We start from the raw sequence: 12676 nt of genomic DNA, 5'->3' as shown, positions 1-12676 counted from the left end.
CCCCTTCAGGGCTCCGGCGTCACGGTCGTCCGAAGGCCGGGCATCATGCCCGGCCGGCTCGTTTCAGAGCGAATAGTACATGGTGAACTCGACGGGATGGGGGGTCATCTCGTAGCGCATCACTTCCGTCATCTTGAGCTCGATGAACGAGTCGATCTGATCGTCCGTGAAGACGTTGCCCATCTTGAGGAAGGCGCGGTCGCGGTCGAGGTTCTGAAGGGCTTCACGCAGGCTGCCGCAGACGGTGGGGATCTTCTTCAGCTCGCGCGGCGGCAGGTCGTAGAGATCCTTGTCCATGGCCGGGCCCGGATCGATCTTGTTGAGGATGCCGTCGAGGCCGGCCATGAGCAGGGCCGAGAAGGCGAGGTAGGGGTTGGCCATCGGGTCTGGGAAACGGACCTCGACGCGTTTGGCCTTCGGGTTCGTCGTCCACGGGATGCGGCAGGAGGCCGAGCGGTTGCGGGCCGAGTAGGCCAGCAGCACGGGAGCCTCGTAGCCCGGCACCAGGCGCTTGTAGGAGTTGGTCGACGGGTTGGTGAAGGCGTTGAGGGCCTTGGCGTGCTTGATCGTGCCCCCGATGAACCACAGGCATTCCTGGCTGAGGTCGGCGTACTTGTCGCCGGCGAAGAGCGGCTTGCCGTCCTTCCAGATCGACTGGTGCACGTGCATGCCCGAGCCGTTGTCGCCGTAGACGGGCTTCGGCATGAAGGTCGCCGTCTTGCCGTAGCTTTGGGCGACGTTGTGGATGCAGTACTTGTAGATCTGCATGTGGTCGGCGAGCAGGGTGAGCGTGTCGAACTTCATGCCGAGCTCGTGCTGGGCGCTCGCCACCTCGTGGTGGTGCTTTTCCACCTTCACGCCCATGGACTGCATGGCGGCCAGCATCTCGCCGCGCATGTCCTGCGCCGAATCCTGCGGCGGCACCGGGAAGTAGCCGCCCTTCATCGGAATGCGGTGGCCGAGGTTGCCGCCTTCGTAGTCGGTGAAGCCGTTGATCGGCAGCTCGGTGGAATCGAGCTTGAAGCCGGTCTGGTACGGCTCGGAGGCGAACTTCACGTCATCGAACACGAAGAATTCGGCCTCGGGGCCGACATAGATGGTGTCGCCGATGCCCGTGGACTTCAGGTAGGCCTCGGCGAGCTTCGCCGTGCTGCGCGGGTCACGGCTGTAGGGCGCACCGGTCGAGGGCTCGAGCACGTCACAGACGATGGACATGGTGGAGGCCGAGAAGAACGGGTCCATGCAGGCGGTGGCCGGATCGGGCATGAGCAGCATGTCCGACTCGTTGATGGCCTTCCAGCCGGCGATGGACGAGCCGTCGAACATGGTCCCGTCGGTGAAAATCTCGTCGTCCACGAGGGAGACGTCGAACGTCACGTGCTGCCACTTGCCGCGCGGGTCAGTGAACCGGAAGTCCACGTACTTGACGTCGTTGTCCTTGATCTCTTTCAGGACTTCGGCTGCAGTCTTGGCCATCCTCGGGGGTCTCCTTCGTGTCGCGGCATTCAGCCGTGGTTTTGCCGCCGGCCGCCAAAGGGCGGCCCGCGGTTGGCTCGGGTTTATAGGGTTTTCGCGCGGGGTGGACCCAGGCGGCGAGAAGAAAACGCCATCGCCGTGCAACTGGTCGACGATTCCGTCATCATGCCCGGGTCCGCGCAATCGACGCGCCGGGACTGGAAGGCGATGACACCTTCTTGTCGTACGGTTTCGCTGGACGTCAGGGGACGGACTTCAGATCGCGTCGGTGCCGGTCTCGCCGGTGCGGATGCGGATCGCTTCCTCGATGGTCGAGACGAAGATCTTGCCATCGCCGATGCGGCCGGTCTGGGCCGACTTGCGGATCGCCTCGACGGCGCCTTCCACCAGGGCATCCGACAGAACGATCTCGAGTTTCACCTTCGGCAGGAAATCGACCACGTACTCGGCACCGCGATAGAGCTCGGTATGGCCCTTCTGGCGGCCGAAACCCTTCGCCTCGATCACGGTGATGCCCTGCAGGCCGACCTCCTGAAGGGCTTCCTTCACCTCGTCGAGTTTGAAAGGCTTGATGATCGCTTCGATCTTCTTCATGCCGGGCGGGCCTGACCTCGATGCTGCTCTGAACCACTTTGGTATCATCGCCGCCGGATCGCCGCCACGCCGTTTTGAGGATGGCACGCGGAAATCTGCACAACGAATGTGCATGCCCTGCATATCGTTCGGGCCTTCGTCCCTCTTTGGTACGATCGAGGGCACGGCTGGGCGGGATGCGGGCAGGTTGCCAGCCGAAGCTTCGACGGCCAACTCGTCTTTCGCCACCTCCTTTTCGCGAACTCTTGGGGACTCCCGATGGACACGACGCGCCTGCTCACCGTCGAGGCGATGCGCCGGGTCGATGCCGCCGCGATTCTCGGCGGAACGCCGGGTTCCACCTTAATGGAGCAGGCCGGTGGCGCCGTCGCGGCGCGGGTGCGCGCCCATCTCCCGGAGGGCGGACGCGTGCTCGTCCTGTGCGGACCGGGCAACAACGGCGGTGATGGATTCGTCGCGGCCCGGCATCTCGCGGAGGGTGGAGTCCGCGTCGAACTCGCCGTACTCGTACCCGTGGCCGACCTCGCGGGCGATGCCGCCGGCGCAGCGGCCGGATGGACGGGCGCGGTCATGACGCTCGCCGATGTCGAAGATTTCGCGGCCTACGCCCTCGTCGTCGATGCTTTGTTCGGCGCCGGCCTGTCGCGCGACCTCGCTGGGGAGGCCGCCGCGTTCGTGCAACGCCTGGCGCGAGCGGCCGTACCGGTGATCGCCGTCGACGTCCCGAGCGGCATCGACGGCGACACCGGGGCGGTGCGCGGCGTCGCCGTGCGCGCCGTCGAGACCGTGACCTTCGTAGCGCTCAAGCCGGGGCATCTGCTTCAGCCGGGGCGCGCCCATTGCGGAGCCCTGCACGTCGCCGGGATCGGTACCGGCCCGGACGATCTGGCGGCCGGCTTCGATGGCGAGGCGCCGATATGGCGCAACGGCCCCGCCCTGTGGGGCGCAGCGTTTCCGCGCCTGGATGCGTCGAGCCACAAGTACACGCGGGGGCACGCCCTGGTCCTCTCCGGGCCGGCGTACCGCACCGGTGCGGCGCGGCTCGCCGCGCGCGGGGCGTTGCGGATCGGCGCCGGCCTCGTCACCTTGGCTTCGCCACCGGCCGCGCTCGCGGAGAACGCCGCCCATCTCACCGCCATCATGATGCGCCCGTACGAGAGCGCGGACGATCTCGATGACCTCCTCGTGGACGAGCGCCTGAACGTCGTTCTGGCGGGGCCCGGTCTCGGGATCGGCGAGGCCACGCGCGACCTCGTCGCCGTGGCCGCCGCCGCTGGGCGTCGCCTCGTGCTCGATGCCGACGCGCTGACGAGCTTCAAGGCGCAGGCCCGGCTCCTCGCCGCCCACATCGCCGACGGCGACGCGCAGGCGGTGCTGACCCCGCATGACGGCGAGTTCGCCCGGCTGTTCGAGGGGACGGACGCGGTGGCCGAGGATCTGTCGAAGCTGGAGCGCGCTCGTCGGGCGGCGGCGGTGGCCGGGGCGGTCGTGGTTCTCAAGGGGGCGGACACGGTGATCGCCGCGCCGGATGGCCGGGCGGCCATCAACGACCACGGCACGCCCTATCTCGGTACGGCCGGTTCGGGCGACGTGCTGTCCGGCCTCATCGCGGGACTGCTGGCGCAGGGCATGGATCCGTTCGAGGCGGCGGCCGCAGCCGTCTGGATGCACGGCGATGCCGGCCGCCGCCACGGCCCCGGCCTCATCGCCGAGGATATGCCGGAGTTGATCCCGGCAGTGCTGCGGGGGCTGATCGAAGCCTGACCGAACGGTTCAGGTCACCTCGAACCAGCCCCACAGCCCGGTGTCGAACCGCTCCAGCACCGTCGCGCCGATCACCCAGCGGCCGGGATTGTCGGCCTTGAATGCGATGCGGGCGGTACGGCCTTCCAATAGCTGGAAGGTGTCGAGCCAATAGGGCTCCCAGCCATCGTCGAGGGGGTGGAGCAGGCGGAAGGAATGGCCGTGCAGATGGAGCGCCTGGGGAAAGGCGGTGTCGTTGCGCAGGGCCAGAACCACCACCTGGCCGCGCTTCACCGTGAACAGGGGCGCCATGCCGGCATTGCCCCACGCACCGTTGACCGCCCAGACCTTCCCCGCATCACCCGTGTAGACCGGTTCGGCCGCGGGGTTGTCCTTGTCGATGCGGGCGCCGCCCGTCAGCACCACGTCCCGGCGTAACGCGTTCTGGAGTCTTACCTCCGCCGGCAGGAGCTTGTTCTCGCCGATGGGCCCGATCGCCCCACGCTTGCCCGTGACCGGTTCGCCACTCGTCGTGAGGGTGGCGAGCGCCAGGCCGTTCCCGACCAGCGCGGTGATGCTGCCCGAGGCGCCGGCCTCCGCCGGCATGTCGAGCATGAGGTCGTAGCGCGTGCCGGGTGGGAACGGGAGGGTGGCGCGCAGCGGCTCGAAGGTGTCGGTCGGTTGGCCGTCCACGGCCGCAACGTAGACCTTGAGGTTGTCGAAGCGGATGCGGGTGCCGCGCGCATTGCACGCGTTGGCGAGGCGCAGGCGGATCCGGCTACCCGGGCGGACCGTGATGGCGTCGGGCACCGGCTTCCCGTTGACCGTGACGAGATTGCCCAGCCGTCCCGAACTCGCCGCGAAAGCAGTCTGGCCGAAGGGCAACAGCGTTCCGTCGTCGGAAAGACGCCAATCCTGCATCAGGACCGTGAGGTCGTGGTCGACGGGGGGCGGCACGACCTCCTCGACCACCAGCATGCCGGCGAGCCCTCGGCCCGATGGCTCGCTCGATCCGCCCACCACGAGGGGCCGAATCAGGAAACTGCCGGCGTCGGGAGGCACGAAGGCGTAGGTGAAATCGCCGCCCGGCGGGATCGGAGCCTGGGTCAGGCTGCCGACGCCGTCCATGGGATTCTGGTTGCGCACACCGTGCCAATGCAGGGAGAGCGGCCTGTCGGTCTTGTTCTCGACCCGCAAGCGCACGGTCTCGCCGAGCTTCACCCGAACCACCGGGGGAACGGCCAACCCGTCGAAGGACCACACCGGGGTCGCGACGGCCGGCTCGGGCTTCAGCCGCGTCGTACCGGGCACGGCGCTCAAAGTGCGGACTGGGGTTTCCGGTTTGGCATCGGGCTTGACCTCGGGGGCGGATTTCGCCGGCACAGCCGGGCGCGCCGGCGCCTGCGCGACGGCTTCCGTCGATCCGAGGGCGAAAGCCGCGACGCCACCGAGCAGGGTCCGGCGTGAGACGGCCGGGTCGGAGACCAACCCGATACGCGACGAGCGACGATGCGGCATGACACCTCTGGCGGAGGACGGAAGCGGTCCGTCGAACGGATCCGCGCTGCTTGTAGACTCAGGGCCAAGACCCGCCAACCGGTGTGCCGATCGCCGCCGACGGAGCCTTCCACGCGGAAATCGCACACCCCGACTTTTTTTGCTGCGGCCCGTTGCGCCCGTGCTATAGGACCGCGCTCTGGCGGTGGGATTACGCGCCGGAGGTCGTCGCTTGCGGGCGTGGCGGAACTGGTAGACGCGCTGGTTTTAGGTACCAGTGTCGCAAGACGTGGGGGTTCGAGCCCCTCCGCCCGCACCAGTCCATCGCCGTCGGAACGGATTGGCTCACCGCGAATGGCCGGCCGGGCCGTTCGTCGCGATTCGGCCTCTGGTTTTCGCGTGACATCCTGGCGCCGACCTTCCCCGGCCCCGACGGGTGGCGGGGAGCGAACGAAATTTGCGCCAACATACGCACGACAGCGGAAAGACGACCATGCAGGTGACCGAGACACTCTCCCAGGGGCTGAAGCGCGAGTTTCAGGTATCCCTTGCCGCGCATGAGCTCGAGGAGCGCCTGAACAGCGAGCTGTCGACCCTCAAGGACAAGGCCCAGATCAAGGGCTTCCGCCCCGGCAAGGTGCCGGTGGCCCACCTGCGCAAACTCTACGGCCGCTCGGTGATGGCCGACGTGCTGCAGAACGCCGTCAACGAGGCCAACCAGAAGATCGTCCAGGACAACAACCTCAAGCTCGCCCTCGAGCCCAAGGTCGAGTTCCCCGGCGAGCAGTCCGTTGTCGAGCGCGCCCTCGACGCCAAGGCCGACCTGCAGTTCAACGTCGCCCTGGAAGTGCTCCCGACCTTCGAGCTCGCCGATCTCTCCGACGTCAGCCTGACCAAGCTCGTGGCCAAGCCCTCCGACACCGAGGTCGACGAAGCCATCACCCGCATGGCGTCGTCCAACCGCAGCTTCACGGCGCGCGACGAGGGTGCCGCCGCCGAGACCGGCGACCGCGTCACCATCGATTTCGTCGGCCGCATCGACGGCGTCGAGTTCGAGGGCGGCAAGGGTGAGGGCATCGACCTCGAACTCGGGTCGGGCCAGTTCATCCCCGGCTTCGAAGAGCAGCTCGTCGGCGCCAAGCCCGGTGAGAACCGCGTGGTGAAGTCGACCTTCCCCGAGGGCTACGGTGCCGAGGCATTGGCCGGCAAGGAGGCCGAGTTCGACGTCACCGTCACCGCCGTCCAGGCGCCGGGCGAGACCAAGATCGACGACGAACTCGCCAAGGGCTTCGGCATGGAGTCCCTCGATAAGCTGAAGGAGGCCGTGTCCACCGCCATCGGCGGCGACTTCGAGGCGCAGTCCCGGCGCAAGCTCAAGAAGGAACTCCTCGACGCCCTGGACACCAAGTATGCGTTCGAGCTGCCGCCCAGCCTCGTCCACCAGGAGTTCGCCGCCGTGTGGGCCCAGGTCGAGCAGGACCTGAAGACCCGCGAGAAGACCTTCGAGGACGAGGGTACCACGGAGGAGAAGGCCACCGCCGAGTACCGCAAAATCGCCGAGCGTCGCGTGCGTCTCGGCTTGGTGCTTGCGCAGGTCGGTGAGACCGCCGATATCAAGGTCAGCGACGACGAGGTCAATCAGGCCCTGATCGCCCGGGTCCGGCAGTTCCCGGGTCAGGAGCAGCAGGTCTGGGACTTCTACCGTAAGAATGCCCAGGCGCTCGCGGAGCTGCGTGCGCCGATCTTCGAAGAGAAGGTCGTCGACCACGTGCTCGCGCAGGTGAAGCTCGTCGAAGAGCCCGTCTCCAAGGAGGCGTTGTTCGCCGACGAGGACGAATCCGAGGCGTCCGACGGGGCCTCCAAGACCGCGTCCGATAAGGACGAGACTGTTTCGACCGGCGACGAGGCCCTGCCTGCCGTCGCCAAGGCCGACTGAGCCCGGTGCTCCCTTCGTGGGCGGCGGGCCGAGAGTAGAGGCGACGTTCACCGTCGTCGGAGTTCGCTGAAATGTCCGGCCCGCGCCCGATTCGCGGCGCGGCCGGACCCCTCGAAGCCTGGGGCACGTGATGATGAGAGATCCGGTCGACTATTATAACTCCGCGCTCGTGCCCATGGTGGTCGAGCAGTCGAGCCGCGGCGAGCGTGCCTTCGACATCTATTCGCGCCTGTTGCGCGAGCGGATCATCTTCCTCACCGGCCCGGTGGAGGATTACGGCGCCTCGCTCATCGTGGCGCAGTTGCTCTTCCTCGAAGCCGAGAACCCGAAGAAGGAGATCTCCTTCTACATCAACTCGCCCGGCGGCGTGGTGACCTCGGGTCTGTCGATCTACGACACCATGCAGTTCATCCGTTGCCCGGTGACGACCCTCTGCGTCGGCCAGGCCGCGTCGATGGGTTCGCTTCTGCTCACCGCCGGCGAGCCCGGGCACCGCTTTGCCCTGCCGAACGCTCGCATCATGGTGCACCAGCCGTCGGGCGGCTTCCAGGGTCAGGCCACCGACATCCTGATCCATGCCCGCGAGATCGAGGCCCTGAAGAAGCGCCTCAACGAGATCTACGTGAAGCACACGGGACGGGACTACGACACCATCGTCCAGGCGCTTGAGCGCGACAATTTCATGACGGCCGACGCCGCCAAGGAGTTCGGCCTCATCGACGAGGTGATCCAGAAGCGTCCGGAACCGGCTGCCGCCTGATCCCGCCCGTAGGTGCCGGACCCCATTCCGGGGTCCGGCCGCGTCGTTTCGAGGCGGGGCGTCGTCTCTGCCTTGATCCGGCCGCGGCCGCGTGCTTGCATCGTCAGTCTGATCCGAAACCGGCAGATGCGCGCAGGTGACTGTTTCTTTAGGCCGATGCCATTAAATTCGAAGGATGCGTGTGCGCCCCGGACCGGCGCCATGCCCGCGAACGGAGACCGATATGAGCAAGACTGGCGGCAACGACTCGAAGAGCACGCTGTACTGCTCGTTTTGCGGCAAGAGCCAGCACGAGGTCCGCAAGTTGATCGCGGGCCCGACGGTGTTCATCTGCGACGAGTGTGTCGAACTGTGCATGGACATCATCCGTGAGGAATCCAAATCCTCCCTGGTGAAATCGCGCGACGGCGTCCCCACGCCGAAGGAAATCCGCCGCGTCCTCGATGACTATGTCATCGGTCAGGACTTCGCGAAGAAGGTCCTCTCCGTCGCGGTCCACAACCACTACAAGCGCCTCGCCCATGCCTCGAAGCACAACGACGTCGAGCTGGCCAAATCCAACATCATGCTGATCGGGCCGACGGGCTCGGGCAAGACGCTGCTCGCGCAGACGCTCGCCCGCATTCTCGATGTGCCGTTCACCATGGCGGACGCGACCACCCTGACGGAGGCGGGCTACGTCGGCGAGGACGTCGAGAACATCATTCTCAAATTGCTCCAGGCCTCCGACTACAACGTCGAGCGGGCGCAGCGGGGCATCGTCTACATCGACGAGATCGATAAGATTTCGCGCAAGTCCGACAACCCGTCGATCACCCGCGACGTCTCCGGCGAGGGCGTGCAGCAGGCGCTCCTGAAGATCATGGAAGGCACCGTCGCCTCCGTGCCTCCGCAGGGCGGCCGCAAGCATCCGCAGCAGGAGTTCCTGCAGGTCGACACCACGAACATCCTGTTCATCTGCGGTGGCGCCTTCGCAGGCCTCGAGCGGATCATCTCGGCGCGCGGCAAGGGGACCTCAATTGGCTTCGGCGCCACGGTTCAAGCTCCCGACGATCGCCGCACGGGCGAGATCTTCCGCAACGTCGAGCCCGAGGATCTGCTGAAGTTCGGCCTCATCCCCGAGTTCGTCGGCCGCCTGCCCGTGCTGGCGACCTTGGAAGATCTCGACGAGACCGCCCTCAAGCGGATTCTTCAGGAGCCTAAGAACGCTCTGGTCAAGCAGTACCAGCGCCTGTTCGAGATGGAGAACGTCGACCTGACGTTCCAGGACGAGGCCCTGTCCATGGTTGCCCGCAAGGCCATCGAGCGGAAGACCGGTGCACGTGGCCTGCGCTCGATCCTCGAGACCATTCTCCTCGAGACCATGTACGATCTGCCGGGTCTCGAATCCGTCGAGCAGGTGGTGATCGGCCCCGAGGTCGTCGACGGCAAGTCGCGTCCTCTCTACATCCACGGGGACCGCAACAAGGAAGCCCCGGCCAGCGTCAGCGCCTGAGCGCTGCCTGACCCTGTCCGGCTCGCGTCATGATGGCCGGCCTCGGGGCGGATGCTTGAAAACATCCGCCCCCGCTTCCATCTGAATTCAGACGCGCGATGGCCGCACGCTCGCCTTTCGAGGTGCGGTGTCCCGCCGCCAGCCGCTTCTCCGATAACACTTCCGACCCCTTCGCGGCCCGGTCGGCCCCTGGCAGGTTGCTTGCTCCCCGGAGGAGCGACTGCCCGGCGTCCCTCATGAGGAAGTCCGACATGACTCAACCGAAATCGCGCCAGCCTGTGGTCCCGGGCTCGACGGGCTCTTATGCCGTCCTGCCGCTTCGCGACATCGTCGTGTTTCCGCATATGATCGTCCCGCTCTTCGTCGGTCGCGAGAAGTCGATCCGCGCCCTTGAGGAAGCCGTGCGGACGGATCGCCACATTCTTCTCGCGACCCAGATCAACGCCAGCGACGACGATCCTGCGACCGATGCGATCTACAAGATCGGAACGCTCGCCAGCGTGCTCCAACTCTTGAAGCTGCCCGATGGTACCGTGAAGGTGCTGGTCGAGGGGGCTGGTCGCGCTAAGATCACCCATTTCAACAAGTCGGACTCTTATTATGAGGCCGAGGCCGAGACTCTCACCGATGAGCTCGGTGACAGTGTCGAGGCGGAGGCGCTCGCCCGCTCGGTCATCGCCGAGTTCGAGAACTACGTGAAGCTCAACAAGAAGATCTCGCCCGAGGTCGTCTCCGCCGTCACACAGATCGACGAGCCCTCGAAGCTCGCCGACACAGTCGGCTCCCACCTGGCGGTGAAGATTGCCGACAAGCAGGCGATCCTGGAGATTCCCACGGTCGCGCAGCGCCTGGAGCGGGTGCTGTCGCTGATGGAGAGCGAGATCTCCGTCTTGCAGGTGGAAAAGCGCATCCGGACCCGCGTGAAGCGGCAGATGGAGAAGACTCAGCGCGAGTACTACCTCAACGAGCAGATGAAGGCGATCCAGAAGGAGTTGGGCGATTCCGAGGACGGCAAGGACGAGCTCGCCGAACTCGAAGACAAAATCGAGAAGACCAAATTCACCAAGGAGGCCCGCGACAAGGCGGTGGCGGAGCTGAAGAAGCTGCGTCAGATGTCGCCCATGTCGGCGGAAGCCACCGTCGTGCGCAACTACCTCGACTGGATGCTCGGCATCCCGTGGGGCAAGCGCTCGAAGATGAAGAAGGATCTGCTCGGCGCGCAGGTGATGCTCGACGAGGATCATTTTGGCCTCGATAAGGTCAAGGAGCGCATCGTCGAGTATCTGGCCGTGCAGCAGCGGGCCAACAAGCTCACCGGACCTATCCTGTGCCTCGTCGGTCCCCCCGGCGTCGGCAAGACGTCCCTCGGCAAGTCCATCGCCAAGGCGACGGGCCGTGAGTTCGTTCGTATGTCGCTCGGCGGCGTGCGCGACGAGGCCGAGATCCGCGGTCACCGCCGGACCTATATCGGTTCCATGCCCGGTAAGATCGTGCAGTCCATGCGCAAGGCCAAGACCTCGAACCCGCTCATCCTCCTTGATGAGATCGACAAGATGGGCATGGATTTCCGGGGAGATCCCTCGGCCGCCCTGCTCGAGGTGCTCGACCCCGAACAGAACTCGACCTTCAATGACCACTACCTCGAGGTCGATTACGACTTGTCGAACGTAATGTTCGTTACGACGGCCAACACGCTGAACATCCCCGCGCCCCTCATGGACCGCATGGAGGTGATCCGCATCGCCGGCTACACAGAGGAGGAGAAGCTCGAGATCGCGCGGAAGCACCTGATCCCGGGCGCGGTCAAGAAGCACGGCCTCGACGCAAAGGAATGGCAGATCGACGACGCCGCGCTGCTGATGCTCATCCGCCGCTACACGCGGGAAGCAGGCGTCCGTAACCTGGAGCGCGAGATCTCCAACCTCATCCGCAAGGCGGTGAAGGAGATTCTCATCACGAAGGTGAAGGCGGTCGCCGTTACCGAGGAGAACCTGCCGGTGTTCCTCGGTGCTCCGAAGTTCCGCTACGGCGAGATCGACGAGGAGGATCAGGTTGGTGTGGTCACGGGTCTCGCGTGGACCGAGGTCGGTGGTGAGTTGCTGACCATCGAAGGCGTCATGATGCCCGGCAAGGGCAAGATGACCGTGACGGGCAACCTGCGCGACGTGATGAAGGAGTCGATTTCCGCTGCGGCGAGTTACGTCCGCTCGCGGGCCGTCGATTTCGGCATCGAGCCGCCGCTGTTCGAGCGCCGGGACATCCACGTCCACGTTCCCGAGGGAGCGACTCCGAAGGACGGCCCGTCCGCCGGCATCGGCATGGCCACCGCCATCATCTCCACCCTCACGGGCATCCCCGTGAAGAAGGATGTGGCGATGACCGGAGAGGTGACACTCCGTGGCCGGGTGTTGCCCATCGGCGGTCTGAAAGAGAAGCTGCTCGCGGCTCTTCGCGGAGGCATCAAGACGGTGCTGATCCCCGAGGAGAATGCCAAGGACATCGCCGAGGTGCCCGATAGCGTTAAGAACGGGATGGAGATCATCCCGGTCTCGCGGATGGATCAGGTTCTCAAGCATGCCCTGGTGCGGGTACCCGAACCCATCGAGTGGGAGGAGCCGGCCCCGCCGGTCCGCCCGGTGATCGGTGAGGACGAGACCGCCACGGTCATCGCGCACTGAACTGCTGATAGGAGAAGAGGCCCCGGAGGAAACTCCGGGGTCTCTTTCTTCGTGCGGCTTCCCATCCTCGTGAGGCTACGGGTTGCGTGCCGACGGCCGCTTCGGTACGACACGGCGCGCCTGGGCGGTTAGCTCAGTTGGTAGAGCGTCTCCTTTACACGGAGAGGGTCGGCGGTTCGAGCCCGTCACCGCCCACCAGGCCCTGTCCCGTCTCGCGGGACGACATCGGATCGCCTGACATGACCGAGCCACGCGGATTTCCCACCCCTTGGCTCGTCGTCGAGAAAGCGGAAAGCTTCTGCGTCGAGGATGCCGCCGGCGTGGCCGTCGCGTGGACCTATTTCTCGGACGATGAGGCTTCGCGCACGGCAACCGGCGCGATGACCCGTAACGAGGCGCAACGGATCGCGAAGGCGATCGCGATGATCCCCGAGATGCGAACCATCATTCGAACCCTGCAGGACGGCCTGGCCGAGGCCGACACCGGCGAGAGCTGA

Annotated in this window: 9 protein-coding genes and 2 tRNA genes; 8 read left to right on the top strand and 3 right to left on the bottom strand. The window is 66.0% G+C overall.

What is annotated here, in order from left to right:
• Positions 1-63: 63 nt before the first annotated feature.
• Together glnA and ASF25_RS08425 are read right to left on the bottom strand one after the other, a co-directional pair.
• Entirely contained in the window at positions 64-1476 is a 1413-nt protein-coding gene (gene glnA, locus ASF25_RS08430) for a type I glutamate--ammonia ligase (RefSeq protein WP_056176032.1), read from the bottom strand.
• Between the two features lie 255 nt (positions 1477-1731).
• Positions 1732-2070: a P-II family nitrogen regulator gene (locus tag ASF25_RS08425; RefSeq protein WP_003600526.1), complete on the bottom strand. Its 339-nt coding sequence runs from the start codon at positions 2068-2070 to the stop codon at positions 1732-1734.
• A 258-nt stretch (positions 2071-2328) separates the two neighbouring features.
• On the opposite strand from ASF25_RS08425, the gene ASF25_RS08420 reads away from it, so the two are divergent.
• Positions 2329-3834, top strand: coding sequence for a bifunctional ADP-dependent NAD(P)H-hydrate dehydratase/NAD(P)H-hydrate epimerase (locus ASF25_RS08420; protein WP_056304333.1), 1506 nt, complete (start codon positions 2329-2331; stop codon positions 3832-3834).
• A 9-nt stretch (positions 3835-3843) separates the two neighbouring features.
• On the opposite strand, the gene ASF25_RS08415 is transcribed toward ASF25_RS08420, so the two are convergent.
• Positions 3844-5331 (bottom strand): multicopper oxidase family protein, encoded by a 1488-nt coding sequence (locus ASF25_RS08415; protein WP_056304332.1) that lies wholly within the window; start codon positions 5329-5331, stop codon positions 3844-3846.
• A gap of 213 nt (positions 5332-5544) precedes the next feature.
• Between ASF25_RS08415 and ASF25_RS08410 the strand changes: the two genes are divergently transcribed.
• From ASF25_RS08410 to ASF25_RS08380, 7 genes are all read left to right on the top strand, one after another.
• Positions 5545-5629: transfer RNA gene (locus ASF25_RS08410), tRNA-Leu, on the top strand.
• A gap of 174 nt (positions 5630-5803) precedes the next feature.
• Positions 5804-7246 carry a trigger factor gene (tig, locus tag ASF25_RS08405; RefSeq protein ID WP_056304331.1) on the top strand — a complete coding sequence of 481 codons (1443 nt, stop codon included), beginning with the start codon at positions 5804-5806 and terminating at the stop codon, positions 7244-7246.
• Between the two features lie 133 nt (positions 7247-7379).
• A complete protein-coding gene (locus ASF25_RS08400) occupies positions 7380-8006 on the top strand; it encodes an ATP-dependent Clp protease proteolytic subunit (RefSeq protein WP_026176059.1) in 627 nt (208 codons plus the stop codon).
• Between the two features lie 223 nt (positions 8007-8229).
• A complete protein-coding gene (clpX, locus tag ASF25_RS08395; protein WP_056097220.1) occupies positions 8230-9501 on the top strand; it encodes an ATP-dependent Clp protease ATP-binding subunit ClpX in 1272 nt (423 codons plus the stop codon).
• 251 nt (positions 9502-9752) lie between these two features.
• Positions 9753-12179, top strand: coding sequence for an endopeptidase La (gene lon / locus ASF25_RS08390; RefSeq protein ID WP_056267839.1), 2427 nt, complete (start codon positions 9753-9755; stop codon positions 12177-12179).
• Between the two features lie 122 nt (positions 12180-12301).
• Positions 12302-12377, top strand: a tRNA-Val gene (locus ASF25_RS08385).
• 41 nt (positions 12378-12418) lie between these two features.
• Positions 12419-12676 carry a hypothetical protein gene (locus ASF25_RS08380; RefSeq protein WP_056304330.1) on the top strand — a complete coding sequence of 86 codons (258 nt, stop codon included), beginning with the start codon at positions 12419-12421 and terminating at the stop codon, positions 12674-12676.

This window comes from Methylobacterium sp. Leaf100 (genome assembly GCF_001422845.1).
In the GTDB taxonomy this organism is placed as follows: Bacteria; Pseudomonadota; Alphaproteobacteria; order Rhizobiales; family Beijerinckiaceae; genus Methylobacterium.
This window is presented reverse-complemented; position numbering and strand designations above follow the sequence as displayed.